A 26,958-nucleotide genomic window follows, 5' to 3' on the forward strand; every position below is an offset into this window, starting at 1 on the left:
ATTTGTGAACGTATACTGCCCCGCAAAAACCGAGGGACCGCGCGCACGCGCGGACGGAGAAGAATGAAGCAAATTGCGATCGTGATCGCGCTCTGCGTGGGCGCGTGGTACTTCTTTATCGGCGGGCGCAAGCTCGACGAGCCGATGGTGCGCGACTACTACCAGAAGGAGGCCCACGCCATCTATTCGCGCGATGCAGAGGCGCTGTGCAAGCAGCTCAGCCGCAAGGCCCGCATCGAGAGCAGGACCACGATGATGGGCAAGACGGTCGAGCACTCCCACAACCGCGACGAGGCCTGCCAGGCGACGCGCGAAGCCTTCGAGACCTTCAGCAAGGTCGGCGAACGCATGGGCGGCATCCTCACCATCGAGTACGAGTACAACATCGACGGCATCGAGGTGGCCCCCGACCGCAAGAGCGCCACCGTCAAGGGCACCAGCGTGCTGAAGATGGGCGAGTCGCTGCTGCAGTACAAGACCAGTTTCACCCAGCGCCTGGAGCGCGAACTCGGCCAGATGCGCCTCGTTCATGCCGACGAGGCCACGGTGATGCGCATGGGCGGCGCCGGCGCCATGAGCCAGAGCGATTTCTTCCGCAAGTAGGAAGAAGAGAAAAGGAAGCAAGGGGAGTTGCCATGATCGTCGTCAAGGATGCGCTGCCGCCGCCACCGCCTTTCTGGCGCCGGCTCAACAGCTTCTTCGCTTTTCCGTTCCAGATGCGGCCGCTGGCCTACGGCCTGCTGCTGTCGTTCTGCAGCCTGCTGTTCGACGCGATCTTCTTCCTGCCCGATGCGCTGGCCCTCTTCGTGATCGAGGTCGGCATCATGCTGGCGTCCAGCCGCTACGGCTTCAAGATCATCGCGCTGGGCGCGCGCGGCATCCGCGACTCGGCCGACTTCGGCCGCGAGTCGAGCGACGAGTGGACCTACCTGCCCTGGAAGCTCTTCGCCATTTCCCTGGTGCAGGCCTTCCTGATCGGCTGGCTCGCCTGGTATGCGCCCATCCTCGGCACCGTGGGCCTTTTCGTCATGTCATTCACCTTCCCGGCTGCGGTGATCGTGCTGGTGCAGTCGGGCAGCTTCTTCCAGGCGATGAACCCCGGCCACGTGATGGACGCGATGCGCACCATCGGCTGGCCGTATGCGCTGCTTTGCTTCTTCCTGTTCCTGCTGAGCACCGGCGCGCAGGTGGCGTTGGCGATGGTGCTTCCGATGTTCGACGGACGCATCGTGCTGCCGATCGTCAACTTCGCCTTCATCTACTTCGGCTGGGTCATGGCGAGCCTGCTGGGCTACGTGATGTTCCAGCACCACGACGCCTTCGGCTTCGACGCCGTGCCGGGCAGCGAGCTGCCCGACGGCGCGCCGGCCGACCGCCGCACGCCCGCGCAGATCGAGGCGCAGCGCATCGACGCCGAGGTGGCGCAGTTCATCACCGAGGGCGACCTCGCCGCGGCACTGGGCACGGCCTACGAGGCGCAGCGCACCGCCGACTCCAACGACCTCGCGGCGCAGCGCCGCTACCACCGCGTGCTGGCGCTGATGCCCGAGAAAAAAGACACCATGCTCGACCAGGCGAAGCGCTTCATCCCGCTGCTGATGCGGCGCGACCTGGCCTCCGAGGCGCTGAAGGTGTTCAAGGCCTGCAAGGAGCGCGACAAGGCCTTCGCGCTCGACGATCCGGCCATGGTCATCGCCATGGCGCGCGCCGAATGGCGCAACGGCGACGCCCACTCCACGCTGGCGCTGCTGTCGGGGTTCGACAAGCGCTTCCGCGGGCACGAGGCCATTCCGCAGGCCTATGAGCTCGCGGCGCGCGCGCTGGTGCAGGGGCTTGGCCGCGCCGACATGGCGCAGCCCATCCTGACGACGATGGAAGCGCGCTACCCCGACAGCGAGCAGACGCAGGAAGTGCGCTGGCTGCTGCGGCCGGCGGCGCCGCCCGCGCAGACGGCATAGGTGGCGCAGACCCCAGGCACCTTCAGGCGTTCTGCAGCGCCCGCGTCACCATGTCGTTCGGCGCAAGGCGCAGCAGGTGCGGCAGCAGGCCGATCGCCTTGTCGCGCAGGCCCGCGTGCAGCAGGCCGTTGGCGCAGGTCGAGAGCGTGTCGGCCAGCTCGGGATGGTCGGGCGCCGTTTTCAGCAGGATGCGGCAGAGCCGGTCGGCGTCGTCGAACTGGCGGATGCGGGCGAAGCGGCGCGCGAGGCGGGCCATGTCCTCGGGCTTGAGCCGCACGCCGGGGCGGGCCTGGTCGAGGTAGGTCTGGAAGCTCGCGTGCTGCAGCGCCAGCGTGTCCTCGTCGGTGGCGGGCAGGCGGAAGATGCGGCGCGCGGCCTGGTGGAAGTCGTCGCTCGCGGGCTGAAGGCGCGCCGTGTTGAACCAGGCGCGCAGCGTCTCGGCGTCGCCGGGGCGCAGGGCGGCGGCGGCGCGCCATTCGGCGCAGGCGCGGTCGAACTTCATCGCGGCGCCGTACTTGCGGGCCGCGGCCACGTGCTCGTCGAAGCGGTCGTCGTCGTTGACCATCTCCGACTTGACGGTTTCGGGTGTCTTCACCCGGCCCATCAGCATGGCGCCGTACATCAGCGCCGCGCCCGTCAGCAGGCCGCCGAGGTGGGCCATGTAGGCGATGCCCTGGCCGCCCAGCCAGTGCTGCATCAGCTCGTTGGCGATCCAGGCCGGCAGCAGGAGCAGGGCCGGCGCGGTGACGTAGTTGAAATAGAAGAACAGCTGGTAGAAGAAGCGGATGCGCCGCAGGCGGTACATCACCGCGTACATGCCCATCAGCGCCGAGACCGCACCCGAGGCGCCCAGCCCGTAGGTGCCGCCGGCATAGGCCCAGCCGGCCAGCACCGAGGCGCCGACCGCGCCCAGCAGGTAGAACGCGAGGTAGGTGCCGCGCCCCAGCGCCAGCTCGACCGAGAAGCCGAAGAGGAACAGGAACAGCATGTTGCCCAGCAGGTGGCCGGTGCTGCCGTGCAGGAAGGCGTTGGTGATCCAGGTCCAGGGCCTGAATTCGGCATCCGTCGCGTAGCTCTGCGCCCACCGCTCGGTGAAGGGCGCGGGCAGCATCGACTCGTACTGCTGGCGGGCGCGCTTCCACTCGTCGTACTGCGGGTTGTCGGGCTTGATGATCTCGTCGGCGCGCAGCTTCTGCAGGAACTTGCGGTCGTTCTGCAGGCCCTCGAGAAGCTGCGGATAGGCCTCCTCGTGGCGCAGCATGCGGCGCGCGAGCTTGCCGCGCTGGGGGTCGGCCTTCTCGAGCCACTCCACGAAGGCGGGCAGCTCCAGCCGGGGCAGCGCGCTCTTCACGTAATAGGCGGCTGCGCGCTCCTGCCCTTTTTCTTCACTGCGCTGCGGCCCCCAGAACACGATCATGTTCACGAGGATCAGCAGCACCGTCATCCACGGCGGATTGCGCCAGCTCGGTTTGTTCTCGAGCGGGATGGCGTAGAACACGGCGCGGCCGCTGCTGCAGTTGCGGCCGCGCTCAGCCGAGGCGGGCGCGGTGGCGGGCCACTTGCGCCTTCACCTGTGCCGGTGCGGTGCCGCCCAGGATGTTGCGCGCGTTCAGCGAGCCGCGCAGGCTCAGCACGTCGTACACGTCCTTCTCGATACTCGGATTGAACTGCTGCAGCACGGCCAGCGGCAGCTCGGCCAGGTCGACCTGGTGCGAGGTGGCGGCCTTCACGGCGTGGGCCACCGTTTCGTGCGCGTCGCGGAAGGGCAGGCCCTTCTTCACGAGGTAGTCGGCCAGGTCGGTGGCGGTGGCGTAGCCGCGCAGGGTGGCGGCTTCCATGGCCTCGGGCTTCACGGTGATGCCGCCGATCATCTCGGCGAAGATGCGCAGGGTGTCCTTGAGCGTGTCGACGGTGTCGAACAGCGGCTCCTTGTCTTCCTGGTTGTCCTTGTTGTAGGCCAGCGGCTGGCCCTTCATGAGCGTGATGAGCGCCATCAGGTGGCCGACCACGCGGCCGGTCTTGCCGCGCGCCAGCTCGGGCACGTCGGGGTTCTTCTTCTGCGGCATGATCGACGAGCCGGTGGTGAAGCGGTCGGCGATCCTGATGAAGCCGAAGTTCTGGCTCATCCAGAGAATGAGTTCCTCGCTCATGCGGCTCACGTGCACCATGCACAGGCTGGCGGCGGAGGTGAACTCGATGGCGAAGTCGCGGTCGCTCACCGCGTCCAGGCTGTTCTGGCAGACGCCGTCCATGCCCAGGGTCCTGGCGACCAGCTCGCGGTCCAGCGGGTAGCTGGTGCCGGCCAGCGCGGCGGCGCCCAGCGGCAGCCGGTTGACGCGCCTGCGGACCTCGCTCATGCGCTCCGCGTCGCGGCTGAACATTTCCACGTAGGCAAGCATGTGGTGGCCGAAGCTCACCGGCTGCGCCACCTGCAGGTGGGTGAAGCCCGGCAGGATCACGTCGACGTTCTTCTCGGCGATGTCCACCAGCGCCTTCTGCAGCTCGACCAGCAGGTCGCCGATCAGGTCGATCTCGCCGCGCAGCCACAGGCGCACGTCGGTGGCGACCTGGTCGTTGCGGCTGCGGCCGGTGTGCAGGCGCTTGCCGGCGTCGCCGACCAGCTGGGTCAGGCGCGCCTCGATGTTCAGGTGCACGTCTTCCAGGTCGAGCTTCCACTCGAAGGCGCCGGATTCGATCTCGGAACGGATCTGCGCCATCCCGCGTTCGATGGCGGCGTGGTCCTGCACGCTGATGATGCCCTGTGCGGCGAGCATGCCGGCATGGGCGAGCGAGCCCTGGATGTCGGCCTGCCACAGGCGCTTGTCGAAGAAGACGCTGGAGGTGTAGCGCTTCACGAGGTCGCTCATCGGTTCGGAGAAAAGGGCCGACCAGGCTTCGGATTTCTTGTCGAGTTGGTTTTGGGTCATGGGAGCCGTCCTGGAGGCAATAATGGGTTGGTTACCCGATGGATCAGATGTCTGCGATGCGCAACCCGGCGATTTTATCGGCCAGCTCTTCACCCACGCCCCCGCCGTCGTCGGAAAGGGCGCGCGCGGCCGCGTCGTCCGCGCGCGGCGGCCCGTCGATCTTCGACGCCTGCCAGATCGGCGTGGTGCTGCGCACGGTGGTGTTCGTCGAGGCGGTGGTGGCCATCGCAGCCCTTTTCGTGGTGTCCACGCCCGGCGAATGGCTGGTGCAGACCGCCACCATCACCGGCGGGGCGCTGCCCGCCACGCTGCTGTGGCTGGTGAGCGCCTGCGGCCTCAAGAAGCCGCTGCGGCGGCTACCGAAGCACTGGCAGTACACGGCCGGCGCGCTGCTCGGCGCGCTGTCGGCAACCTACGGCTGCGGCCTGCTGCGCCTGACGGGCGTGCTGGCCAGCGCGCCATGGCTCGCCAGCGCGCTCACGGGTGCCCTGTTCGCGGGGCTGGTGATGGCGGCGATGGTGCTGCGCGCCCGGGGCCAGACGCCGGCAGCCACCACGGCGCGGCTGGAGGAGCTGCAGTCGCGCATCCGCCCGCACTTTCTTTTCAACACCCTCAACAGCGCCATCGCACTGGTGCGCGAGGAGCCGGCCAAGGCCGAGACCATGCTCGAGGACCTGGCCGAGCTGTTCCGCCAGGCGCTGGCCGACCCCGGCGAATCGGGCACGCTGGCCGACGAGATCGCGCTGGCCGAGCGCTACCTCGCCATCGAGCAGGTGCGCTTCGGCGACCGCCTGCGCATCCGCTGGGACCTGGACGCCGCCGCCAGCAACGCGCGCCTGCCGCCGCTGCTGCTGCAGCCGCTGGTCGAGAACGCCATCAAGCACGGCGTGGAGCCCAGCCCGGAGGGCGCCAGGCTGCGCATCCGCACCGAGCGGCGCGGCGGCATGGTGGTGATCGAGGTGGTCAACAGCCTTCCGCCGCTGCGCTGGGCCGACGAGCCGCTGCCGCGCGGCCACGGCATCGCGCTGGCCAACGTGCGCGACCGGCTGCGGCTGCTGCACGACATGCAGATGCAGTTCAGCGCCGGGATGGACCAGAAAAGCTACAGAGTACGCATAGCCATTCCCGCCGAATCATGACCCTCAAGACACTCATCGTCGACGACGAAGCTCTGGCGCGCTCGCGCATGCGCACGCTGCTGCGCGACTGCACCTCTCCCGGCGCCGAAGTGGTGGCCGAAGCCTCGCAGGGCGGCGAGGCGCTGCAGCAGCTGGGCACGCTGGCGCTCGACCTGGTGCTGCTCGACGTGCACATGCCCGGCGTCGACGGCATCGAGGTGGCGCGCGCGCTGCGCAGCCGCTCCAACGCGCCTGCCGTGGTGTTCGTGACCGCCCACGCCGCCCATGCGGTGACGGCCTTCGACCTCGAGGCCGTCGACTACCTCACCAAGCCCGTGCGCGCCGAGCGGCTGCAGCAGGCGCTGCAGAAGGTCGAGCGCTTCCTGAAGGAGCGCCGCGCGCTGCAGCAGGCCCAGGCCGCGCCCGAGACGGTGCTGATCCAGGACCGGGGCCGTGCGGAGCGGGTGCCGCTGTCGGAGGTGCTCTACCTCAAGTCCGAATACAAGTACCTCACGGTGCGCACCGCCACGCGCAGCCACATCCTCGACGGCTCGCTCAACGAGTTCGAGGAGCGCTATCCGCAGCGCTTCCTGCGCGTGCACCGCAACGCGCTGGTCGCGCGCTCGGCGATACGCGCGCTGGAGAAATACGACGACGGCGAGGACGCCGAGGGCTGGGCCCTGCGGCTGGATTCCATTCCCGAGCCCGTGGCCGTGTCGCGCCGGCAGCTCGCGGCGGTGCGCGAGGTGCTGAAGGAAACGCGATGAGCGACGACAAGCCCATGGTGGCGGAAGCTGCGCCGCCGACCGAGCCGGTTGCCGAACCTGCGCAGCCGATGGCGGCCGAGCCGGCCCCCGGGCCGGAACCTGAACCGCCTGCACCCGCCCCCGAGCCGCCCGCCCCGGCGCGCGAGCGCCTGCTGCTGCACATGCCCGTCGACGTGCGCAGCGCCTCGCTGGTGGTGCTCGCGGTACTGGCCAGCGTGTTCGCGCTGCAGTGGGGGCAGGCCGTCTTCATTCCGCTGATGCTGAGCCTGCTGCTGACCTATGCGCTGTCGCCGCTGGTCGAGCTGCTGCATCGCTGGAAGCTGCCACGCTGGATCGGTGCGGGGCTGATCCTCATGGGCCTCTTCGGCGGCCTGGGCTATACCGGCTATTCGCTCTCGGGCAGCGCCACGCAGCTGCTCGACTCGCTGCCCGTGGCCGCGCAGAAGCTGGGCCAGGCCATGCGCCGCGACCGGGGCGCCAGCGCCACGCCGCTGGACAACGTGCAGCAGGCGGCGGCGCAGCTCGAGAAGGCGGCCGAGGAGAACTCGGCCCGCGTCGCTTCGCGCAAGGGCGTGGCGCGCGTCATCATCGAGCGGCCCAGCTTCAACGTGCGCGACTACCTGCTCAGCGGCACCGTCGGACTGCTCAGTGCAATGGGGCAGTTCACGCTGGTGGCCTTCCTGACCTACTTCGCGCTGTGCTCGGGCGACACCTTCAGGCGCAAGCTCATCAAGATCACCGGCTCGAGCCTGCAGAAGAAGAAGGTGACGGTGCACGTGCTGGACGACATCACGCGCAACATCGAGCGCTACCTGCTCGTGCAGATCCTGGTGAGCGCCATCGTCGGCGTGGCCACGGGCCTCGCGTTCTGGGCCGTCGGCATGGAGAACGCGGCCGTGTGGGGAATCATCGCGGCCGTCACCAACCTCATTCCCTATATCGGCTCGGTGATCGTGCTGGCGGCCGCGGGGCTGGTGGCCTTCCTGCAGTTCAACAGCCTGCAGATGGGCATCGTGGTGGCCGGCATGTCGCTGGGCATCCACACCGTCATCGGCAACCTGCTGATGCCCTGGCTCACCAGCCGCACCAGCCGCATGAACCCGGTGGCGGTGTTCGTGGGCGTGATCTTCTGGGGCTGGCTCTGGGGCATCTGGGGCCTGCTGCTGGGCATTCCGATCACGATGGTGATCAAGTCGATCTGCGACCGGGTGGAGGACCTGCAGCCGATCGGGGAGCTGCTGGGCGAGTAGCCCGCGCGCGCCGCGCTATGAGGTCGCGCTTCGCGCCTTCGCAGCCCGGGCGGTCGCGGGAAGCTTCTTCACGAAGGTCGCGGCCGGATCGAGCGGCTTTCCATCGCGCGTTCGCAACTCGATCTTCGGCACCGGCTTGCCGCTGTCGCGCTCGACGAGCACCGAGTGCGGCTCGCCCTTCGCGTACAGGTGCGCCTCGCCCCAGTGCCGCAGGCCGACCACCACGGGGAACAGGCCCTTGCCCTTGGGCGTGAGCACGTATTCCTGGTAGGCAGTTCCGTCGGAGGCGGGCACGAGCTCGAGCACGCCTTCCTGCACCAGGTTCTTCAGCCGGTCCGACAGGATGTTCTTGGCGACGCCCAGGCTCTGCTGGAATTCGCCGAAGCGCTTCATGCCGTCGAAGGCATCGCGGATCACGAGCAGCGACCACTGGTCGCCGACGATGTCGAGCGCGCGTGCCATCGGGCATGCATCGGCCTTGAGGCTTTTTCGTTGGGCCATGAGGAGCGTTTCTTTCCGGATCGAGTCTGGCTGGGCCGGCGATTGCCGGCATCAGTTTTATTTTAAAACCCGAGGTGCAGGACGCGCGTTCAGCGCGCCGCCATGTGCGCCCGATGCAGCCGCGAGAAGCGCGCGATCATCAGCGGCCCCAGCAGCGCGCCCAGCCCGGCCGAACTCCATGCCGCCACCCACGCATGCGTGCTGCCGATGCCGAAGCTGCCTTGCCCCCAGTCCAGCGCGAGGCCGAACACCCAGGGGCTGAGCGCGCCCGCGCCGAAGCCCATCACCGAGCGCACCGAGAAGGCCACGCCCAGCCGGTGCGGCGCCACCACGTCGGCCAGCGCGGTCGAGTAGACCGACGAATCCGCGATGGCCAACAGGTTGTAGACGGCCGCTGCCGCCGCCAGCAGCCACAGCGGCCAGCTCCACATCCAGCCGAAGGCGAAGGACATGCAAAGGCTCGCGACGGTGGCGATCATCATCACCCGCGCGCGACCCAGCCTGTCGGAAGCCGCGCCGCCCGCGATGCTGCCGAACACGCTCACCAGATGGGCCAGCGCCGCCAGTGCGATGCCGGCGCCTTGCCACGACGAGGCCACGCCCGAAGAGGCGACCAGGTACGCCGGCAGCCATGCCCAGAGCGCCATCAGTTCCCAGCAGTGGAAGGCGTAGGCCCAGTTGCCGGCCATCGCGGGCTTGTCGCGCACCGTGGCTGCCAGGGCGTGCAGGGTGCCTTCGCGGATCGCACCGGGCGCGGGGGGCGAGGGCAGCCGCATGCGGCGCAGCGCTTGCGCCGTGAGCACCGCGCCAGCCACCGTGCAGGCCGCAGCGGCCAGCAGCCCCAGCCGCCACTGATGCAGATGGCTGAACGCCGCCGCCACCGCGAGCGAGAGTGCATAGCCCATCGACGACGATCCGATGAAGAGCCCCATCGCGCGCCCGCGCACGGCGGGCTCGGTGTTGTGCGCCAGCAGCTGCAGGCCCGGCGTGTACGAGGCGCCCGCGCACAGTCCGGCCAGGCCGTAGAGCAGCATGGCCGAGAGATGGTCGCGTGCGAAGAGCGCAAAGGCGAGCGCAGCCGCCGCGCTCACCGCGCTGCCCGTGAAGAAGATGCGCTGCGGCCCGTAGCGGTCGGCCAGCAGGCCCACGGCGAACAGCGAGCTCATGTAGCCCACGTGCCAGGCGCTCTGGATCGAGCCGGCCTGCGCGGCCGTCATGTGCCAGTCGGCCATCGCGAAGGGCAGCACGCCGGAGTAGGCGGTGACGATCATCGATTGCAGCAGCCGGCTCGCGCACAGCAGCGCCAGCCAGCCGCGCGCGGGGCCGGCGGTGTTGCCCGACATGACGACGCAGCCTCAGCGCAGGGCGCGCTGCATCAGCACGGTGTCGACCCAGCGCCCGAACTTGAAGCCGATGTCGCGCAGCACGCCGACCTGCGCGAAGCCCAGGCTTTCATGCAGCCGCAGCGAGCCCGCGTTGGCGCTGTTGCCCACGCAGGCGACCATCTGCGTGAAGCCGGCTTCGGTGCAGCGCCGGACCACCTCGCGCAGCAGCGCCTTGCCGATGCCGTGGCCGTGCATGCCCTGCGCGACGTAGACCGAGTCTTCCACCGAATGCCGGTAGGCCGAGCGGGCGCGGTAGGCGGTGGCGTAGGCGTAGCCGGCGACCTCGCCGTCGAGCATCGCCACCAGGTAGGGCATGCCGCGCGCGATCACGTCGGCGCGGCGCTGCTGCATCTGGTCGACAGAGGGCACTTCCTCCTCGAAGGAGCACAGGTCGTGCAGCACGTAGTGGCTGTAGATGGATCGAACGGCGGCCATGTGATGCGGCATGGCATCGAGGATTTCTACGGCGGTGGAAGCGAGGGGAGCGGTGGATGGCGATGACATGGCCCCGATCTTGACGATGCGCCATCGATAAGTGAAGCTTCGTCTGCCTATGCAGGGCATGAGAAAAACTTTGGATAAATCGCTCAACCTCGACCAGCTCCGGTCCTTCGCGCTCGTCATCGAAACCGGCAGCTTCTCGGCCGCGGCAGACAGGCTGGGCCTTTCGCAGCCGGCTGTGAGCCTGCAGATCCGCCAGCTCGAACGCCGGCTGGCGGTGCGCCTGGTGGAGCGCGTCGGCAAGCGCGCGCAGGCCACGCCGGCGGGCATGGAGCTGCTGCGCCACGCGCAGAACATCGAGACCGCGGTGGAGAACGCCATCGACGCGCTCGCCGATCACGCCAGCGGCATCGCGGGCCGCGTACGGCTGGGCACGGGTGCGACGGCCTGCCTGCATTTCCTGCCTTCTGTGCTGCGCGGGCTGCGTGAGCGCTTTCCCGAACTCGGCGTGGTGGTCAGCACCGGCAACACAGAAGACCAGGCGCGCAAGGTGGAAGAAAACAGCCTCGATCTCGCGCTGGTCACGCTGCCCGTGGCCGGGCGCTCGCTGGCGGTGATGCCGGTGCTCGACGACGAGTTCGTCGCCATCGGCCGGCAGGACCTCGCACCGCTGAAGTCGAAGGTCGCGCCGGGCGATCTGGCCGGTCTGCCGCTGGTGCTGTTCGAGCCCGCGGCCAACACCCGCAAGCTGGTCGACCGCTGGTTCGCCGCCGAGGGCCTGCAGCCGCAGCCGGTGATGGAGCTGGGCAGCGTGGAGGCGATGAAGGAGATGGTGGCCGCGGGGCTGGGCTATGCCATCGTGCCCGGCATGGCGATGACAGGGCGCGGCGCGCACCCGGAGCTGAAGGCCAGCCGGCTGAACCCTCGCATGCACCGTGCGCTGGCCATCGTGGTGCGGCGCGACAAACCCGTCGGCAAGGCCTTGCGCGTGGTGCTGGATGCGATCGTGGCGGCCGGGAAGCCCGGCCGCCACTGATCGCGGAATTGCCTGTAGGAATTGCCTGTAATTACTCGGGCACGGCAGCCAGCGAGGCACCGCCGCGCGCGCGGCCCAGCGTGCCGACGATCAGCGCTGCGATCAGCACCAGCACGCCGCTGAGCACCATCGCGCTGGAGATGCCGAAGCTGTCGACCGTCACGCCGCCGATCAGCGCGCCGGAGGCGATCGCCACCTGGAAGCCGCTCACCAGCAGGGCCTGGCCGGCCTCGGGTGCGTCGGGCACGGCTTCCATCATCCAGCCGGTGAGCGCGACCGGGATCAGGCCGAAGGCCACGCCCCAGATCACGACCACCACCGCGCCGGGCACGAAGCCGGAGCCGATCACCGTCGTCAGCAGCAGGGCGGTGGCCAGCATCAGCGCCGCCAGCAGGGTGGTGCCGCGCACGCTGCGCGCCACCAGGCTGCCGCCGAGGAAGGTGCCGATGAAGCCCACCGCGCCGTACACCAGCAGCAGCGTCGACACCGAGTTGGGCGCGAGGCCGAACACCTGCTGCAGCAGCGGCTTCAGGTAGGTGTAGGCCGCGAAGTGGCCGGCGATGAAGAACAGCACCGCGAGCAGGCCGACCTGCGCCATGCGGCGCGTGAGCGGCGTGAGCAGGTCGCGCGCGCCGATGGCGCGCACCGGCGGGATCGAAGGCAGCAACCACAGCTGCACCACCAGCACGGCGGCCGCGAGCGCGCCCGTCACGGCGAACGATGCACGCCAGCCGAACAGCGTGCCGAGGAAGGAGCCGGCCGGCACGCCGAGCACGGTGGCGGCCGACACGCCGGCCAGCACGATCGACATCGCGCGAGCCTGCGAGGCATGCGGCACCAGCTGCGTGGCGGCGGCGGGAGCGAAAGTCCAGAAGCCGCCCACGCACAGGCCGAGCAGCAGGCGTGCCACCAGCATGGTGGCGAAGTTGGGCGCGAAGGCCGCGAGCAGGTTCGATGCGATCAGCAAGGTGGTGAGCGCGATCAGCACGGTGCGGCGGTCGAGCTTGCCCGAAGCGACGATGAGCGCCGGCCCGGCGAAGGCGGCGAGCACGCCGGGCATGGTGACCATGAGTCCGGCCGTGCCGTCGGACACGTTGAGGCCGCGCGCGATGTCGGTGAGAAGGCCGATGGGCATGAACTCCGTCGAGACCATCGCGAAGGTGCCGACGGCGATGGAGCCGACGGCGAGCCATGCGGAGCGCGAGGCCGGAACGTGTGCTGCCGCGGCCTGCACCGGTGCTCCGAGTTCGTCGATGCACGGGTTGCTGCTGGGTGAATTCATCATGATGGGAAGCTGTCCTTTGGAGCGTCGGCGGCGGCGCGCGCACCGATGCCGTTGAAGAGGCATGGAGTGTGCGAGCCGTCGCGCTTGCGACAAAGGTGCCGCGCGGCAGCAGACAGTTTCCCGGGGATGAACAATGGGCCCTTTTGATGGCTATCGCCATCCATGGGGCCTCTGCAGCGGCCTAGCTGAGCGCGGGTCGCAATTGCAGTATTCGGCCATCGGCGACGAAGGAATCGCCGATCAGTACGCGAAAGGTTGTACCGGGCTGGAAGCGGGGCAGCGCGACGGCGGGCGAGAGGAACTCGACTTCGAGCGCGGCGGGCTTGCCGCGCTCCAGCGCATCGCCCGCCGGCACCATCCAGCGCGCCGAGAAGCCTTCCTTGTCGAGCACCAGCGCGCAGCGGTATTCGCCCGGCGCGATGGGCGTGTCCTGCGAGGGCAGGGCGGGCTTGCGGAAAGTGATCTCCGCGAGCGCACCGGGCGTGAACGCACCCAGCGCATCGAAGCCCGGCGGTGCTGCGGCAGGCGCACGGCGCGGCCACTTGCCGATCAGCCAGGCGATCACGTTGCCGATGATCGGCACCCACAGCACCATCAGGAGCGTCGCGATATCGCGCGTGGTCGAGCCTGGCGCCGCGTAGTGCCGCACCACCGCGCCGCCCACCGCCACGCACAGAAGGATGGCGACGATGAGCCTGCGGCGGGAGCCGATCTTCGTGCTCATGCGCTCATGCCTTCGCCGGCGGTGCTTCGGGGAACGACGGAATCTCTGTCGTGTGATCGAGCCATGGCACCTCGTGCGAAGTCCAGATGTGCGAGGCGGGGCGCTGGCCTGGGTCGTCGTCGAGCGAGCCCAGGCGCAGGATGACCTGGGGCTTGTCCACCCACTCGGCCACGAGGTGCGTGCCGCAGCGGGTGCAGAAGTGGCGCAGCTTGCCGGGCGTCGATTCGAAGGAGCCGATGGCTTCCTCGCCCGCGGTCCAGCGGAAGTCTGCGCGGTCGACGCGGCCGGTCGTGGTGAACGCGGCGCTGTGCGCCTTGCGGCAGGTCGCGCAGTGGCAGTGGACGATGGGGCCGGCCAGGCGCGCGGCTTCGTACCGGACGGTGCCGCAGAGGCAGGAGCCTTTCATGGCGTTCTCTTTCGGTGGATAGGGCTGCGAGTCTATGCGCGCTGCAAACGACGACGGGCCCCGAAGGGCCCGTCCCGGCTCGCGCGGTGGCGTCAGCCCGTGTTGCGCAGGCCCGCCGCCACCCCGTTGATCGAGATATGGATGCCGCGCTGCAGCCGCTCGCCGCCGTCGCCCGCGCGGTAACGCCGCATCAGCTCGACCTGCAGGTGGTGAAGCGGGTCGATGTACGGGAAGCGGTGGCGCACCGAGCGCTGCATCTCGGCGTTGCCCTCGAGCCGCTGCTTCGCGCCGGTGATGAGCGTGAGTGCATCGGAGGTGCGGTGCCATTCGGCGTCGATCATCGAGAACACCTTCTGCCGCAGCTTGCGGTCGGTCACCAGCTCGGCGTAGCGCGAGGCCAGCGCGAGGTCGCTCTTGGCGAGCACCATGTCCATGTTCGACAGCAGCGTGCGGAAGAAGGGCCACTGCGCGTACATGCGCTGCAACAGCGCCTGGCGCTCCTTGCGGCCCGCCGCGTTGCCGGCGGCGGCCAGGAACTGCTCCACGCCCGAGCCGAAGCCGAACCAGCCCGGAATCGTGAGGCGGCACTGGCCCCAGCTGAAGCTCCACGGCACCGCGCGCAGGTCGTCGATCTTGTGGCTGGGGTTGCGCGACGCGGGGCGCGAGCCGATGTTGAGCTCGGCGATCTCGCGGATCGGCGTGGAGCCGAAGAAGTAGTCGCCGAAGCCCGGGGTTTCGTACACCAGCTTGCGGTAGGCCGCCATGCTCGCCGCGGAGAGTTCGCTCGCGGCCGAGAGGAAATTGGCGGGCGCCGACTTGCCCTGCGGCAGCAGCGTGGCCTCGAGCGTGGCGGCCACCAGCGTCTCGAGGTTGCGCCGGCCGATCTCGCGGTTGGCGTACTTGGAGCCGATGACTTCGCCCTGCTCCGTCAGCCTGATCTGCCCGCGCACCGTGCCCGGCGGCTGCGCGAGGATGGCCTGGTAGCTCGGGCCGCCGCCGCGCCCCACCGTGCCGCCTCGGCCATGGAACATGCGCAGGCGGATGGGGTTGGCCTTCTTCTTGTTGAGTTCGTCGAAGAGCGACACCAGCGCGATGCCCGCGCGGTACAGCTCCCAGTTGCTGGTGAAGATGCCGCCGTCCTTGTTGCTGTCGGAGTAGCCGAGCATCACGTCCTGCTCGGCGCCCGAGCGTTCGATGAGCGCCTGGATGTTCGGCAGCGCATAGAAGGCGCGCACGATGGGCGCGGCGTTGCGCAGGTCCTCGATGGTCTCGAACAGCGGCACCACGATCAGGTCGCAGGTGGCCTTGCCGTCCATCGCGCCGCGCAGCAGGCCCGCTTCCTTCTGCAGCAGCAGGGCTTCGAGCAGGTCGCTCACCGTTTCGGTGTGGCTGATGATGTAGTGGCGGATGGCGGCGGTGCCGTAGCGCGCACGCGCGGTGCGCGCGGCCGAGAAGATGGCCAGCTCGCTCCTGGCGAGCGGCGAGTAGTCGGCGTCGGGCACGCGCAGCGGCCGCGCGTCGTCGAGCAGCTTCAGCAGCAGCGTCTGCTTGGCCTCCTCGGCCAGCGACGCATACGAAGGCTCGATGCGCGCGGTGGCCAGCAGCTCGGCGATCACGGCCTCGTGCTTGTCGGAACTCTGGCGCAGGTCGACCGTGGCCAGGTGGAAGCCGAACACCTCCACCGCGCGGATCAGCGGCAGCAGGCGCGGCGCGGCGAGCACGCTGCCGTGCTTTTCCTCCAGCGATTCGGCGATGGTGCGCAGGTCGGCCAGGAACTCCTCGGCGCTCTTGTAGGGGTTCTGCGGCGCGACGGCGTGCCGCGCGGCCTCTCCGCCGGTCAGCTCGCGCAGCGTGGCCGCCAGGCGCGCGTACACGCCGGTGAGGGCGCGGCGATAGGGCTCGTCCTTGCGGTGCTCGCTGGTGTCGGGCGAGCGCTCTGCGAGTGCCTGCATTTCCACCGACACGTCGACCAGCGTGGCCGACAGCGACAGCTCGCCGCCGAGGTAGTGCACCTCGGTGAGGTAGTAGCGCAGCGCCAGCTCGCACTGGCGGCTCAGCGCGTATTCGAGCGTCTCGGCCGTGACGTTGGGGTTGCCGTCGCGGTCGCCGCCGATCCACTGGCCCATGCGCAGGAAGGGCGCCACCGACGGCGCCTGGCCGCCCTGGGCCAGCGCCTTTTCCAGGTCGGCGTACACGCGCGGGATCTCGCGCAGGAAGGTGGCTTCGTAGTAGCTCAGCGCGTTCTCGATCTCGTCGGCCACGGTGAGCTTGGAAAAACGCAGGATGCGCGTCTGCCAGATCTGCGTGACGCGGGTGCGGATCTGTGTTTCGTTCTCGGCAAATTCCAGCGGCGTGAGCGTGTCCTTGCCCGAGGCATAGGCGCTCTGGCGCAGCCGGATCTCGTCGCGCACCGTCAGCAGTTGCGCGATGGCGCGTTCGGCATCGAGGATGCTCTTGCGCTGCACTTCGGTGGGGTGCGCGGTGAGCACTGGCGAGACATAGCTGTGGGCCAGCGAGGCGACGATCTCGTCGGGCTTCACGCCGGCCTTGCGGATGCGCGCGAGCGCGGTCTGCAGGTCGCCCTCGACGCTCTCGCCGGCGCGCTCGGTCTCGGTGCGGCGGCGGATCTGGTGGCGGTCTTCGGCAAGATTGGCCAGGTGGCTGAAGTAGGTGAAGGCGCGGATCACGCGCACCGTCTCGGCGGCGCTCAGCCCCTTGAGCAGGTTCTTCAGCGCCCGGTCGGCCGCCTGGTCCGCATCGCGGCGGAAAGCCACGGAGAGAGTGCGGATCTTCTCGACCAGTGCATATGTCTCTTCTCCCTCCTGCTCCCGGATCACGTCGCCGAGGATCCGGCCCAACAGCCGGATGTCTTCGATCAGAGGCTGGTCTTCGGCCTGGCGGCGCTTGGGCGGAGCAGGTGTCTTGCTGGCTTTCATTCGATGTTTGTCCTGGACTTCTTGAATGGAGTGCCGTCTTCGTTGTTGCGGCGCAACATGCTAGCATTCCCGCGGTTTGGAACACGTACTTTTGAGGCCGGTCTTGAGCAATATCGTGATCGCCACGCGCGAAAGCCGCCTGGCACTGTGGCAAGCCCAACATGTGCAGGCGCTTTTGCAAGAAAGAGGCCACACCGTCAGCCTGCTGGGGCTGACCACCACCGGCGACCAGATCCTGGACCGCACGCTCAGCAAGGTGGGCGGCAAGGGGCTCTTCGTGAAGGAACTCGAACTCGCACTCGAGGAAGGGCGCGCCGACATTGCCGTCCATTCGCTGAAGGACGTGCCGATGGACCTGCCCGAAGGCTTCGTGCTGGCCTGCGTGCTCGAGCGCGAAGACCCGCGCGACGCGCTCGTCTCCCCCCGCTACGAATCGCTCGACGCGCTGCCGCAGGGCGCCGTCGTCGGCACCTCCAGCCTGCGCCGCATGGCGCTGCTGCGCGCGCTGCGGCCCGACCTGCGCATCGAACCGCTGCGCGGCAACCTCGACACCCGCCTGCGCAAGCTCGACGAAGGGCAGTACGACGCCATCGTGCTGGCCGCGGCCGGTCTCAAGCGGCTGGGGCTGGAAAGCCGCATCCGCGTGGCCTTCGACGCCGACACCATGCTGCCTGCCGCGGGGCAGGGTGCGCTCGGCATCGAAGTGCGCGCCGACCGCAAGGACCTCATCGAACTGCTGGGCCCGCTGGCCCACCAAGGCGACTGGCTCTCCACCGCCGCCGAGCGCGCCGTGAGCCGCGCGATGGGCGGCAGCTGCTCCATGCCTCTCGCGGCCCACGCTCGCTGGCAGGCCGACGGCGCGCTTCGCATCGATGCCGCCTGGGGCGACCCCGAAGGCAACGTGCCGCTGGTGAGGGTGCACGCGCTGGCATCCGTCGGCGACTTCGCCCAGGCCGACGCGCTCGGCGAGCATGCTGCGGCGCTGCTGCGTGCCGGCGGAGCCCACTGACACCGGTGGTCATCGTATGACCGGCCGTCCCGTCATCGTCACGCGGCCGGCGCGCGAAGCCGCGCAATGGGTCAGCGATCTGCGCGCAGCGGGGATCGAGGCGGTGGCGCTGCCGCTCATCGTGATCGAACCCGCCACCGACATCGAGCCGCTGCGCGCGGCATGGCGGCAGCTCTCGGACTATGCCGCGCTGATGTTCGTGAGCGCCACGGCGGTCGAGCACTTCTTCCAATACAGAGGTGCCGCCGATTCGCTGGCAGGTTGCCGCTTCTGGGCCACGGGCCCTGGTACGAAGCGCGCCTTGCTGCGTGCGGGCGTGCCGTCCGATTCCATCGACGCGCCGCCGCCCGAAGCCACGCGCTTCGATTCCGAGGCGCTCTGGGAGCGTGTCCACGCACAGGTGTCCAAGGACGTGCGCGTGCTGATCGTGCGCGGCGGCGACGAAGCCGGCCAACCGGCCGGTCGTGATTGGCTGGCCAACGAGATCGATGCGGCGGGCGGCCATCGCGACACCGTGGTGGCCTATCGCAGGCTGCCGCCATCGCTGGACGTCGTACAACACCGCCTCGCCATGGACGGCGCCGAAGGCCGGGCGATCTGGCTCTTCAGCAGCTCGGAGGCGATCGCCAATCTGCAGCGCGCGATGCCGGGCGTGCAGTGGCATGCCGCAAGCGCGGTCGCCACGCATGCGCGCATCGGCGAAGCCGCGCGTGGCGCGGGTTTCGGGGCGTTGCGTGTATGCACGCCCCTGCTGGATGCGCTGGTCGCGTCTATAGAATCCTTGGCATGAGCGCCGCGTCCCCCACAGACGATCTTTCTCCTTCCCCATCCGCTGCCACGGCGCCGGTGCCAGCCCCGCTGGCACCGCATCAGACACCTGCCGCGCAGGCCGCGGGCGCACTGCTTCTCTCCCGCATCGGCTTCGGCCTGGTGGCCCTGGTGGCGCTGGTCGCACTGCTGATGTCCATCGCGCTCTGGCAGAAGGTCGGCGGCATGAAGGAGCAGCTGGCGCGCCAGAGCGCCGACGCCATCGCGCAGTCGATGGAGGCGCGCACGCTGGCCCGCCAGGCCAGCGACACGGTGCGGGATGCCTCGGCCCGCGTGGCGCTGGTCGAGACCCGCGTGGCAGAAGTCGCGCTGCAGCGCTCCCAGCTCGAGGAACTCATCCAGAGCCTCTCGCGTTCGCGCGACGAGAACCTCGTGGTCGACATCGAGTCGGCCGTGCGCCTTGCCCTGCAGCAGGCGCAGGTCACCGGCAGCGTCGAGCCGCTGCTGGCCGCGCTGAAGGCCGGCGACACACGCATCGCACGCGCCGCGCAGCCGCGGCTCACTCCGCTGCAGCGCGCCATGCAGCGCGATGCCGACCGCCTGCGCAGCAGCGCCAGCAACGACGGCGCCGAGGCGCTGCAGAAGCTCGACGAGCTGATGCGCAACGTCGACGACCTGCCCACGCTCAACGCGGTGGCCGTGCGCGGCACCGGCACCAATGCATGGCAGCCCGAGCCCATACCCGCCGATGCGCCTTGGTGGCGCCGCGTGCTGCTCACCGTGCGCGGCGAGGCCCGCTCGCTGGTGCGCGTCGGCCGCATCCAGAGCCCGGAGGCGATCCTGCTGGCGCCCGAGCAGTCGTACTTCCTGCGCGAGAACCTCAAGCTGAAGCTGCTCAACGCGCGCCTGTCGCTGCTGTCGCGGCAGATGGAGGCCACGCGCAGCGAGCTGTCGCAGGTGACCGCCTCGCTCAACCGTTACTTCGATCCCGCATCGCGCCGCACCCAGGCCGCCGCCACGCTGCTGCAGCAGTTGCAGTCGCTGGTGAAGACGACCGAGCCGGTCCGCATCGACGACACGCTGGCGGCGCTCGCGACTGCCGCAGCAGGGCGCTGATCGGACATCCATGCGCGCAGCAATCTGGCTTCTTGCCCTCTTCGCCGTCGCGGCGGCAGTCGCTCTCTTCGCAGGCAACAACCAGGGCACGATCACCGTGTTCTGGCCGCCGTGGCGTGTCGATCTTTCGCTGAACCTCGTGCTCGTGATCCTGCTGGTGGCCTTCGTGCTGCTGCATGCGGCCTTGCGGGCGCTGGCGGCGCTGTTCTCGCTGCCCACGCAGGCGCGCCAGTGGCGGCTGCAGCAGAAGGAGCGCACGCTGCACGCAGCCCTGCTCGATGCGATGGTGCAACTGATCTCCGGCCGCTTCTCGCGCGCGCGAAAGGCCGCGCAGGCCGCGCTCACACAGGAGAAAACGCTCGCCGCGCTCGGCGCCAGCCTGCCGCAGGCGCAGCAGGTTCGCGTGCTCTCGCACCTGCTCGCCGCGGAAAGCGCGCAGGCGCTGCAGGACAAGGCGGCGCGCGACGCGCATCTGCAGCAGGCCCTCAACGAAAGTGCGGATCGCACCGTGCTCGCCAGCCCCGAGACGCGCGAAGGCGTGCAACTGCGCGCTGCGCGCTGGGCCCTCGAAGATCGCGATGCAGCAGCCGCACTGGCGCGGCTCGAAGAACTGCCGCAGGGCGCGCAGCGCCGCACGCTCGCACTGCGGCTGCGCCTGAAGGCCGCGCGTCAGGATCGCCGCACGCTCGAAGCACTCGAAACCGCGCGCCTGCTGGCCAAGCACCGCGCTTTCTCGGATGCGGCCGCACAAAGCATCGTGCGCGGCCTCGCGACCGAGCTGCTGTCGGGCGCGCATGATCCGGCCCAGCTGCTGCGTGCCTGGACCGAACTCGATGCCGGTGAGCGCGAGATGCCCGAGGTGGCGATCCACGCGGCCCAGCGCATGGTCGCGCTGCGCGGCGATCTGGCACTGGCGCGCGGCTGGCTGCTGCCGGCCTGGGAGCGCATGGTGGCCAATCCGCGCGGGCTCGGCGACGGGCTGCGCGTCAAGCTGGCGCGCGCGCTCGAAGCAGGGCTCGACTCGGTGGACGCCGAATGGCTCGCGCGCATCGAGAGCGCGCAGCGCAACAACCCGCGCGACGCGAACCTGCAGTACCTCGCGGGCATGGCCTGCATGAAGCGCCAGCTCTGGGGCAAGGCCCAGCAGCTGCTGATGCAGGCCGGCATGGGCCTGCAGGACACGGAGCTCTATCGCCGCGCCTGGCTCGCACTGGCGCAGCTGGCGGAAGACCGCGACGACGCCGAGCAGGCCGCCGAGGCCTGGAAGCGCGCGGCGCAGGTCGAGAACTCCTGAGGCCAGCCTACAAGGGCTAGGGGCACGCGGGCCGCACCGATGGCTTCTTGCTGCCGCTACCGAATACCAGCCAGCTGATGCCGGCCAGCAGCCATACGCCGGCGCCTCCGTAGAGCATCACCAGTCCGAAGCCGTGCGCCAGCGCGGCATGAACCGTTGCTCCGGACGGATCGAGCTGCGGCAGCGCGGGAAAGCTCTCGCCCAGCGACGCGAAGCTGCCCGCCGCGACTTTCTCCGCCAGCGCGCGCAGCTGCAGCGCATCGAGCGATGCGGACAGCGCGCCGCGCAGGTGCGCATGGACGCCCTCGAGCAGCACGAAGCCCATCAGCGCGATGTTGATGGCCAGCGTGATCAGCCGCGCGCTCATGTCCATGCCCGAAGCCATGCCCGCGCGCGCGCTGGGCACCGAGCCGGTGGTGGTGTTGGTGACGGGCGTGTTGGTCAGCCCGAGCCCGATACCCGCGAGCAGGCAGCCGGGGAGCATCGTCATCCAGCTCGCATGGGCCATGCCGCTGCCGTAGCGCATGGCCATGAAGCCGAGGCCGATGACGAAGAGGCCCGCCGGAATCACCACGCCCGGGCGGTAGCGCAGCGAGAGCCGCTCGGCCAGCGGCGGCAGCACCAGCGTGGGCAACGTGTAGGCCAGCAGCGAGGAGCCGGCCACTACGGCGTCGTAGCCCAGCGCGCCCTGGAAGAAGATGGGCAGGTAGATCATGAACGGCCAGAAGCTGAAATTCATGCCGATGGAGCCGATGATCGAGCCCGAGAAGTCGCGGATCCTGAAGACCGAGAAGTCGAACATCGGATGCGGGTTGATCTTCTCCACCCACAGGAAGAGCGCGAAGCTCGCGGCCGACGCGGCGGCGATGCCGATGGCCAGCGGGCTCGAGAAGCCGAGGCCGGGCCCCTGCGTGATGAAGCAGGTCAGCCCCAGCACCGCGAGCGACAGCGTGACGATGCCGGGCAAGTCGAGCCGCTGCGCGTCGGGGTCGCTCGACTCCTCCACGCTGCCGAGCACCAGGGCCAGCGCCGCCGCCGCGAGCGGCGCGTGGACCAGGAACACCCATTCCCAACTCGACAGCGCCACGATCGCGCCGCCGATGACCGGCCCGAAGCCCAGGCCCATGCCGAACACCACACCCCAGGTGGCGAAGGCCCGGCTGCGTTCCTTGCCTTGCTGGAACTGGTGCGACAGCACCGCGAGCTGGCAGATCAGCATCGCGCCGCCGCTGAGGCCCTGCAGGAAGCGCGCGGCGATCAGCACCGGCGCGTTCTGCGCGAGCCCGCAGGCCAGTGAGGTCAGGCCGAACAGCGCCACGCTGACGACGAGGATGCGCTTGCGGCCGTAGCGGTCGGCCAGCGTCCCGGCGGCCATCAGCACCGTGGTGCAGGCGATGGTGTAGGCGTTCATGATCCACTGCATGTCGCTGAAGTCGCCATGCAGCGCCTTTTCGAGCGTGGGAAGGATGACGGGCACGCTGGAGATCTCCAGGCCGAACATCAGGGCAATGAGGCAGATCGCGGCCAGTGCGACGCGGTTCTTGCCGGTGTGGGAAAGGGGCATCGGAATCTTTCGGAAGTCCTTGAAGGCGACAGGTCCGGGCGATTCTGGGTAAAGCCTCTTCATGATGGAAATGATTTAATTTCCTGAGACCCATTAAAAGCCATCATTTATTCATTGCCATGGACTTCGACCCCGCACTGCTGCGCGCCTTCGTGGCCGTCAAGGAAACCGGCGGCTTCACGCGCGCCGCCCAGCGGCTGCACCTGACGCAGTCGGCCGTGAGCCACCAGATCAGGCGGCTGGAAGAGCAGGTGGGCCGGCCGCTGTTGCATCGCACGACGCGCCGCCTCACGGTGACCGAGGACGGCGAAGACTTCCTGCGCTATGCCCAGCAGATCCTCGAGACGCTGGACGCGATGACGCGGCGCTTCCAGCCCTCGCCCATCGCTGGCGTGGTGCGCTTCGGCGCGCCGGATACCTTCATGGGCGAGCGTCTGCCTCCGTTGCTTTCGCAGTTCGCTCGCTCTTTTCCCGCCACGCGCATGGAAGTCAGCGTGAGCATGCATCTCGACTTCCGCGCCATGGTCCGCGCGGGCGAGCTGGATCTTGCGGTGGTGATGTCGCCACCCGGCTGCGAGGAGGGCACGCGCCTGCGGCGCACGCAGCTGGTATGGGCGGCGGCCGAGACCTTCGAGGCGGCGCCCGGTGCCTCGCTGCCGCTGGCTTTCTTTCCCAAGCCCTGCGTCAACCGCGAGGTGGCGAGCGAGGCGCTGGATGCGATGGCGCTCGACTGGCATGTGGTCTTCACCTCGGCGAGCCAGCACGGCATTCGCGCGGCGGTGCTCGCGGGGCTGGCGGTGACGGTGCTCACGCGCGAGGACGTGGAGCCGGGAATGAAGATCGTCGACGGCCGCTATGGATTGCCGCAGCTGCCGAGCGTGGATTTCTCGCTGATCTGGAGCGAGAACGGCAAGACCGAATGCGCCTGCCGCTTCGGGCAGCTGATCCTGGAGATGCCCGAGCTGCCTCAGCCCGGAAAGGCGATGCAGAAGGCATGAATGAAAACGGCGCCAGTGGCGCCGTTTTCATTTGCTTCCAGCAGGCTTTACTGCTGTTGTTGCTGCTGCTGTTGTTCGAACGGCAGCGACATCGAGCCGAGGTCGCGGCGGGTTTCGACCAGCACCAGCGGGCCCTCGTCGAGCACCACCAGCGGCGGGCGCTCGCGCGGCACGTGCACCGGCTTCGGCTCGGCTTCGATCGCGGCGCGCGCCTGGGCGATGCGCTCGGCGTCCGAGTTGACCCACTGCAGGCCCGAGCTTTCGGCGATCTGCGCGAGTTCTGCCAGCGGCAGTTCGAAGGGCTGGACCTTGGGCAGCGCGCGGCCGTTGGCGGCCGCGGGTGCCTTGGCGGAAGCGCTTTCGATCACGATCTGCTCGGCTGCTGCTTCAGCAACGGCGACGACCGGCGCGGGGCGCTCGGCACGGGGCTGCTGTTGCTGCGGTGCCTCGCGGACTTCCGTTGCGACGGCAACGGTTTCCACTGCTTCGACGCGCTCGGACGCCAGCGGCAGTTGCTGCTGGGGCTCCTGTGGCTGCCCCTGCTGTGAGAAGCCTTCGGCGGAAGCCACTGCGGCGCCGGCTTCGGCTTCTTCGCGCGGGCCGCGTTCGCGGCGGTCGCGGCCGTAGCGGTCGCGCGAACGGCCGCGGCGCTCTTCGCCGTCGCGGCGCGGTGCCTGCTCGCCATTGCCGTTGATGGCGGCTTCGCTGCCTTGCTCGGCGTCGGCTGCAGCAGCTTCGGCGCCGCGTGCATCCGCTTCGGCTTGCGCTGCGTCGTTGCCGCGGCGTTCACGGCGGCCGTCGTTGCGGTCGCCACGGGGGCTGCGCTGTTCATCGCGACCGTTGCGGGGCTGGCGCTGCTCGCCTTCGCCGGCCTCGGCTGCGTTGCGTTCGCGGTCGCCATTGCGTTCACCACGCTCGCCACGCTCATTGCGCTCGCCACGTTCGCGACGCTCGCCACGGGCGCGCGGTGCGCGTTCGGCCGTGCTGCCTTCGTCGCCCGCAACGGCGCCGGCCAGTTGCTGGGCTTCGAGGTCGGTGCCCGCCAGCGCATCGGCCGGCAGCACGCTGCTGCGACCTTCGCGGCCTTCGCCTTCGCGGCGCTCGCCGCGTCCGTTGCGGCGCTGTTCGCCGTCGCGCGGTGCGCGTGCCTCACGGGCTTCGCGCGGCTCGCGTTGTTCGCGCGGCTGGTTGTTGGCGCCTTCGTTGCGTTGCTCGTTGCGCTGTTCGCCGTTGCGGCCTTCGCGGCGTTCGCCGCCACGGCCACCGCGGCGCTGTTCGCCGTCGCGGCCGCCCTGGCGTCCGCCGTTCTCGCCACGGCCCTCGCTTCGCTCGCCGCGTTCACCGCGGCCTTCGCCGTTGCGGCCGCCACGGCGCTGTTCGCCGCCGCGAGCTTCGCCGTCTCGGCCGGGGCGGCCGTCGCGGCGGGGCTTCGGTGCCTCGACCGGGATCGGCGCCGGCGCGGGAGCCGCGACCGGCTCGGGCTTGCCGCCGAACAGGTTCTTGATCCAGGCGAAGAAGCCGGTCTGCGCCGGAACGGGCGCGCTCACCACGGGCGGAGCGACCGGCGCCGGTGCGGCGGGTGCGCGCACGGCTTCGGGCTTGGGCGGCACAACCGGAGCCGGCGCGTCGGGCAGCACGCCCTTGATAACGGGCGTCTGCTTGTTGGTGGGCTCCTGCGAGCGGCGGGTGACCGAGGTCGGGTCCTCGATCTCGTCGGCCATCTTGTAGCTGGCCTCGATGTGGTCGAGGCGCGGGTCGTCGTGCTTCAGGCGCTCGAGCTTGTAGTTCGGCGTTTCGAGGGTCTTGTTGGGCACCATCAGCACGCTCACGCGCTGCTTGAGTTCGATCTTGGCGATCTCGGTGCGCTTCTCGTTCAGCAGGAAGGAGGCCACTTCTACCGGCACCTGCACGTGCACGGCGGCGGTGTTGTCCTTCATCGACTCTTCCTGAATGATGCGCAGGATCTGCAGCGCGCTCGATTCGGTGTCGCGGATGTGGCCCGAGCCGCCGCAGCGGGGGCAGGGGATCGACGAGCCTTCGGACAGCGCCGGCTTCAGGCGCTGGCGGCTCATTTCCATCAGGCCGAACTTGCTGATCGAGCCGAACTGCACGCGGGCTCGGTCCTGGCGCAGCGCGTCGCGCAGGCGGCTTTCGACTTCGCGGCGGTTCTTCGACTCGTCCATGTCGATGAAGTCGATGACGATCAGGCCGCCCAGGTCGCGCAGGCGCATCTGGCGGGCCACTTCGTCGGCGGCTTCGAGGTTGGTGCGGGTAGCGGTCTCCTCGATATCGCCGCCCTTGATGGCGCGCGCCGAGTTCACGTCGACCGAGACCAGCGCCTCGGTGTGGTCGATGACGATGGCGCCGCCCGAGGGCAGCTGCACGGTGCGGGCGTAGGCCGACTCGATCTGGTGCTCGATCTGGAAGCGGCTGAACAGCGCCGCGTCGTCGCGGTAGCGCTTCACGCGCGAGGCATGCTCGGGCATGACGTGCGCCATGAACTGCTGCGCCTGGTCGTAGATGTCGTCGGTGTCGATCAGGATGTCGCCGATGTCGTGATTGAAATAGTCACGGATGGCGCGGATGACGAGCGAGGATTCCTGGTAGATCAGGAAGGCGCCCTTGCCGCCCTTGGCGGCGCCGTCGATGGCGCTCCAGAGCTTGAGCAGGTAGTTCAGGTCCCACTGGAGTTCGGGCGCCGAGCGGCCGATGCCGGCGGTGCGCGCGATGATGCTCATGCCCTTGGGGTACTCGAGCTGGTCCATCGCCTCCTTGAGCTCGGCGCGGTCGTCGCCCTCGATGCGGCGCGAGACGCCGCCGCCACGGGGGTTGTTCGGCATCAGCACGACATAGCGGCCGGCCAGCGAGATGAAGGTGGTGAGGGCCGCGCCCTTGTTGCCGCGCTCTTCCTTCTCAACCTGCACGACCAGTTCCTGGCCCTCGCGGATCGCGTCCTGGATGCGGGCCTGGCTGGCCGACACGCCTTCGGCGAAGTACTGCTTGGAGATTTCCTTGAACGGCAGGAAGCCGTGGCGGTCTTCGCCGTAGTCGACGAAACAGGCTTCGAGCGAGGGCTCGACGCGCGTGACGACCGCCTTGTAGATGTTGCCCTTGCGCTGTTCGCGCCCTTCGATTTCGATTTCGTAGTCGAGCAGTTTCTGCCCGTCGACGATGGCCAGGCGGCGTTCTTCGGCCTGCGTGGCATTGATCAGCATCCGCTTCATGATGCGTTGTCCTTATATGTATCGTTCTACCGGCCCTTGACGAGCCAACGATGCACGGACGACGCCCGCGAAACCAGGGAATTGCCGCTTGGGCCCCGGATGCTGCCGCTGCCGCGCAGGGCGCGGGCGGGCTTCTCGAGCGTTAGCTCAAGAAGACAGCCGGGGTGGGGGCGCGTGGATGGGCGCGAGCCAGATTCGGTGTTGGGTAGCTATCTTTTTAATAGCTGGTTGCGCAATGATGGCGCGCGCTG

At 69.2% G+C, this 26,958-nt stretch carries 23 protein-coding genes; 11 read left to right on the top strand and 12 right to left on the bottom strand.

Annotated elements, in window-relative coordinates:
* Nucleotides 1-63: 63 nt before the first annotated feature.
* Both ABL838_RS07820 and ABL838_RS07825 read left to right on the top strand, forming a co-directional pair.
* A complete protein-coding gene (locus tag ABL838_RS07820; RefSeq protein ID WP_126022611.1) occupies nt 64-603 on the top strand; it encodes a hypothetical protein in 540 nt (179 codons plus the stop codon).
* 32 nt (nt 604-635) lie between these two features.
* Nucleotides 636-1,958, top strand: coding sequence for a hypothetical protein (locus ABL838_RS07825; RefSeq protein WP_418124968.1), 1,323 nt, complete (start codon nt 636-638; stop codon nt 1,956-1,958).
* A gap of 22 nt (nt 1,959-1,980) precedes the next feature.
* On the opposite strand, the gene ABL838_RS07830 is transcribed toward ABL838_RS07825, so the two are convergent.
* From ABL838_RS07830 to ABL838_RS07840, 3 genes are read right to left on the bottom strand one after another with little or no spacing between them, the layout of a single operon-like run.
* The gene (locus ABL838_RS07830; RefSeq protein ID WP_418124970.1) at nt 1,981-3,456 is read right to left on the bottom strand and encodes a rhomboid family intramembrane serine protease; all 1,476 of its coding nucleotides are present in this window, start codon (nt 3,454-3,456) and stop codon (nt 1,981-1,983) included.
* Between the two features lie 31 nt (nt 3,457-3,487).
* Nucleotides 3,488-4,885 carry an argininosuccinate lyase gene (argH, locus tag ABL838_RS07835; RefSeq protein ID WP_418124971.1) on the bottom strand — a complete coding sequence of 466 codons (1,398 nt, stop codon included), beginning with the start codon at nt 4,883-4,885 and terminating at the stop codon, nt 3,488-3,490.
* 43 nt (nt 4,886-4,928) lie between these two features.
* Nucleotides 4,929-5,111, bottom strand: coding sequence for a hypothetical protein (locus ABL838_RS07840; RefSeq protein WP_260319190.1), 183 nt, complete (start codon nt 5,109-5,111; stop codon nt 4,929-4,931).
* Here ABL838_RS07840 and ABL838_RS07845 point away from each other — a divergent pair.
* The 3 genes from ABL838_RS07845 to ABL838_RS07855 are packed head-to-tail and all read left to right on the top strand — an operon-like array spanning nt 5,086 to nt 8,020.
* A complete protein-coding gene (locus ABL838_RS07845) occupies nt 5,086-6,024 on the top strand; it encodes a sensor histidine kinase (protein WP_418125845.1) in 939 nt (312 codons plus the stop codon). The two genes, ABL838_RS07840 and ABL838_RS07845, sit on opposite strands and share 26 nt — an antisense overlap.
* Complete coding sequence (locus ABL838_RS07850; RefSeq protein ID WP_184635464.1) at nt 6,021-6,770, top strand: LytR/AlgR family response regulator transcription factor; 750 nt, start codon at nt 6,021-6,023, stop codon at nt 6,768-6,770. Before ABL838_RS07845 ends, ABL838_RS07850 begins: the two co-directional genes overlap by 4 nt.
* Nucleotides 6,767-8,020 (top strand): AI-2E family transporter, encoded by a 1,254-nt coding sequence (locus ABL838_RS07855; protein WP_418124972.1) that lies wholly within the window; start codon nt 6,767-6,769, stop codon nt 8,018-8,020. The genes ABL838_RS07850 and ABL838_RS07855 overlap by 4 nt, the downstream gene beginning before the upstream one ends.
* Before the next feature lie 15 nt (nt 8,021-8,035).
* Here ABL838_RS07855 and ABL838_RS07860 read toward each other — a convergent pair whose 3' ends face one another.
* The 3 genes from ABL838_RS07860 to ABL838_RS07870 form a co-directional block, all read right to left on the bottom strand.
* Nucleotides 8,036-8,521 (bottom strand): winged helix-turn-helix transcriptional regulator, encoded by a 486-nt coding sequence (locus tag ABL838_RS07860; protein ID WP_369659277.1) that lies wholly within the window; start codon nt 8,519-8,521, stop codon nt 8,036-8,038.
* An 89-nt stretch (nt 8,522-8,610) separates the two neighbouring features.
* The gene (locus ABL838_RS07865) at nt 8,611-9,864 is read right to left on the bottom strand and encodes an MFS transporter (protein WP_418124973.1); all 1,254 of its coding nucleotides are present in this window, start codon (nt 9,862-9,864) and stop codon (nt 8,611-8,613) included.
* A 12-nt stretch (nt 9,865-9,876) separates the two neighbouring features.
* Nucleotides 9,877-10,410, bottom strand: coding sequence for an N-acetyltransferase family protein (locus tag ABL838_RS07870; protein ID WP_418124974.1), 534 nt, complete (start codon nt 10,408-10,410; stop codon nt 9,877-9,879).
* Between the two features lie 49 nt (nt 10,411-10,459).
* Here ABL838_RS07870 and ABL838_RS07875 point away from each other — a divergent pair, with 49 nt between their 5' ends.
* Complete coding sequence (locus ABL838_RS07875) at nt 10,460-11,383, top strand: LysR family transcriptional regulator (protein ID WP_418125846.1); 924 nt, start codon at nt 10,460-10,462, stop codon at nt 11,381-11,383.
* A gap of 31 nt (nt 11,384-11,414) precedes the next feature.
* Here the strand turns inward: ABL838_RS07875 and ABL838_RS07880 are convergent, their stop codons facing one another.
* From ABL838_RS07880 to ppc, 4 genes are all read right to left on the bottom strand, one after another.
* Nucleotides 11,415-12,668 carry an MFS transporter gene (locus ABL838_RS07880; protein ID WP_126022621.1) on the bottom strand — a complete coding sequence of 418 codons (1,254 nt, stop codon included), beginning with the start codon at nt 12,666-12,668 and terminating at the stop codon, nt 11,415-11,417.
* Nucleotides 12,669-12,849: 181 nt separating this feature from the next.
* Nucleotides 12,850-13,392: a hypothetical protein gene (locus ABL838_RS07885; RefSeq protein WP_418124975.1), complete on the bottom strand. Its 543-nt coding sequence runs from the start codon at nt 13,390-13,392 to the stop codon at nt 12,850-12,852.
* 4 nt (nt 13,393-13,396) lie between these two features.
* Nucleotides 13,397-13,798 carry a GFA family protein gene (locus ABL838_RS07890; RefSeq protein WP_418124976.1) on the bottom strand — a complete coding sequence of 134 codons (402 nt, stop codon included), beginning with the start codon at nt 13,796-13,798 and terminating at the stop codon, nt 13,397-13,399.
* Nucleotides 13,799-13,890: 92 nt separating this feature from the next.
* A complete protein-coding gene (gene ppc, locus ABL838_RS07895) occupies nt 13,891-16,734 on the bottom strand; it encodes a phosphoenolpyruvate carboxylase (protein ID WP_418124977.1) in 2,844 nt (947 codons plus the stop codon).
* A gap of 103 nt (nt 16,735-16,837) precedes the next feature.
* Here ppc and hemC point away from each other — a divergent pair, with 103 nt between their 5' ends.
* Genes hemC through ABL838_RS07915 form a run of 4 tightly spaced genes read left to right on the top strand, consistent with a single transcriptional unit; the run spans nt 16,838 to nt 20,921 of the window.
* Nucleotides 16,838-17,743, top strand: coding sequence for a hydroxymethylbilane synthase (hemC, locus tag ABL838_RS07900; protein ID WP_418124978.1), 906 nt, complete (start codon nt 16,838-16,840; stop codon nt 17,741-17,743).
* A gap of 16 nt (nt 17,744-17,759) precedes the next feature.
* A complete protein-coding gene (locus ABL838_RS07905) occupies nt 17,760-18,533 on the top strand; it encodes a uroporphyrinogen-III synthase (protein ID WP_418124980.1) in 774 nt (257 codons plus the stop codon).
* Nucleotides 18,530-19,627 (top strand): uroporphyrinogen-III C-methyltransferase, encoded by a 1,098-nt coding sequence (locus ABL838_RS07910; protein WP_184635486.1) that lies wholly within the window; start codon nt 18,530-18,532, stop codon nt 19,625-19,627. Before ABL838_RS07905 ends, ABL838_RS07910 begins: the two co-directional genes overlap by 4 nt.
* A 10-nt stretch (nt 19,628-19,637) precedes the next feature.
* Nucleotides 19,638-20,921 (top strand): heme biosynthesis protein HemY, encoded by a 1,284-nt coding sequence (locus tag ABL838_RS07915; protein WP_418124981.1) that lies wholly within the window; start codon nt 19,638-19,640, stop codon nt 20,919-20,921.
* A gap of 16 nt (nt 20,922-20,937) precedes the next feature.
* On the opposite strand, the gene ABL838_RS07920 is transcribed toward ABL838_RS07915, so the two are convergent.
* Nucleotides 20,938-22,485: an MFS transporter gene (locus ABL838_RS07920; RefSeq protein ID WP_418124982.1), complete on the bottom strand. Its 1,548-nt coding sequence runs from the start codon at nt 22,483-22,485 to the stop codon at nt 20,938-20,940.
* A gap of 119 nt (nt 22,486-22,604) precedes the next feature.
* On the opposite strand from ABL838_RS07920, the gene ABL838_RS07925 reads away from it, so the two are divergent.
* A complete protein-coding gene (locus tag ABL838_RS07925; RefSeq protein ID WP_418124983.1) occupies nt 22,605-23,483 on the top strand; it encodes a LysR family transcriptional regulator in 879 nt (292 codons plus the stop codon).
* A gap of 47 nt (nt 23,484-23,530) precedes the next feature.
* Here the strand turns inward: ABL838_RS07925 and ABL838_RS07930 are convergent, their stop codons facing one another.
* On the bottom strand, nt 23,531-26,707 hold the full coding sequence (locus ABL838_RS07930; protein WP_418124984.1) for an Rne/Rng family ribonuclease: 3,177 nt from the start codon (nt 26,705-26,707) through the stop codon (nt 23,531-23,533).
* Nucleotides 26,708-26,958: the final 251 nt, after the last annotated feature.

This window comes from Variovorax sp. 160MFSha2.1 (genome assembly GCF_048305075.1).
GTDB classification, from domain to species: Bacteria; Pseudomonadota; Gammaproteobacteria; order Burkholderiales; family Burkholderiaceae_C; genus Variovorax; species Variovorax guangxiensis.

Excerpts from the sequence above, each read along its gene's own strand:
- ABL838_RS07910 (WP_184635486.1), top strand. The coding sequence starts at position 18,530 with ATGAGCGCCGCGTCCCCCACAGACGATCTTTCTCCTTCCCCATCCGCT.
- argH (WP_418124971.1), bottom strand. The coding sequence starts at position 4,885 with ATGACCCAAAACCAACTCGACAAGAAATCCGAAGCCTGGTCGGCCCTT.
- ppc (WP_418124977.1), bottom strand. The coding sequence starts at position 16,734 with ATGAAAGCCAGCAAGACACCTGCTCCGCCCAAGCGCCGCCAGGCCGAA.
- ABL838_RS07890 (WP_418124976.1), bottom strand. The coding sequence starts at position 13,798 with ATGAAAGGCTCCTGCCTCTGCGGCACCGTCCGGTACGAAGCCGCGCGC.
- ABL838_RS07905 (WP_418124980.1), top strand. The coding sequence starts at position 17,760 with ATGACCGGCCGTCCCGTCATCGTCACGCGGCCGGCGCGCGAAGCCGCG.
- ABL838_RS07915 (WP_418124981.1), top strand. The coding sequence starts at position 19,638 with ATGCGCGCAGCAATCTGGCTTCTTGCCCTCTTCGCCGTCGCGGCGGCA.
- ABL838_RS07875 (WP_418125846.1), top strand. The coding sequence starts at position 10,460 with ATGCAGGGCATGAGAAAAACTTTGGATAAATCGCTCAACCTCGACCAG.
- ABL838_RS07880 (WP_126022621.1), bottom strand. The coding sequence starts at position 12,668 with ATGATGAATTCACCCAGCAGCAACCCGTGCATCGACGAACTCGGAGCA.
- ABL838_RS07860 (WP_369659277.1), bottom strand. The coding sequence starts at position 8,521 with ATGGCCCAACGAAAAAGCCTCAAGGCCGATGCATGCCCGATGGCACGC.
- ABL838_RS07840 (WP_260319190.1), bottom strand. The coding sequence starts at position 5,111 with ATGGCCACCACCGCCTCGACGAACACCACCGTGCGCAGCACCACGCCG.
- ABL838_RS07865 (WP_418124973.1), bottom strand. The coding sequence starts at position 9,864 with ATGTCGGGCAACACCGCCGGCCCCGCGCGCGGCTGGCTGGCGCTGCTG.
- ABL838_RS07870 (WP_418124974.1), bottom strand. The coding sequence starts at position 10,410 with ATGTCATCGCCATCCACCGCTCCCCTCGCTTCCACCGCCGTAGAAATC.
- ABL838_RS07855 (WP_418124972.1), top strand. The coding sequence starts at position 6,767 with ATGAGCGACGACAAGCCCATGGTGGCGGAAGCTGCGCCGCCGACCGAG.
- ABL838_RS07825 (WP_418124968.1), top strand. The coding sequence starts at position 636 with ATGATCGTCGTCAAGGATGCGCTGCCGCCGCCACCGCCTTTCTGGCGC.
- ABL838_RS07930 (WP_418124984.1), bottom strand. The coding sequence starts at position 26,707 with ATGAAGCGGATGCTGATCAATGCCACGCAGGCCGAAGAACGCCGCCTG.
- ABL838_RS07925 (WP_418124983.1), top strand. The coding sequence starts at position 22,605 with ATGGACTTCGACCCCGCACTGCTGCGCGCCTTCGTGGCCGTCAAGGAA.
- ABL838_RS07885 (WP_418124975.1), bottom strand. The coding sequence starts at position 13,392 with ATGAGCACGAAGATCGGCTCCCGCCGCAGGCTCATCGTCGCCATCCTT.
- ABL838_RS07820 (WP_126022611.1), top strand. The coding sequence starts at position 64 with ATGAAGCAAATTGCGATCGTGATCGCGCTCTGCGTGGGCGCGTGGTAC.
- ABL838_RS07850 (WP_184635464.1), top strand. The coding sequence starts at position 6,021 with ATGACCCTCAAGACACTCATCGTCGACGACGAAGCTCTGGCGCGCTCG.
- ABL838_RS07920 (WP_418124982.1), bottom strand. The coding sequence starts at position 22,485 with ATGCCCCTTTCCCACACCGGCAAGAACCGCGTCGCACTGGCCGCGATC.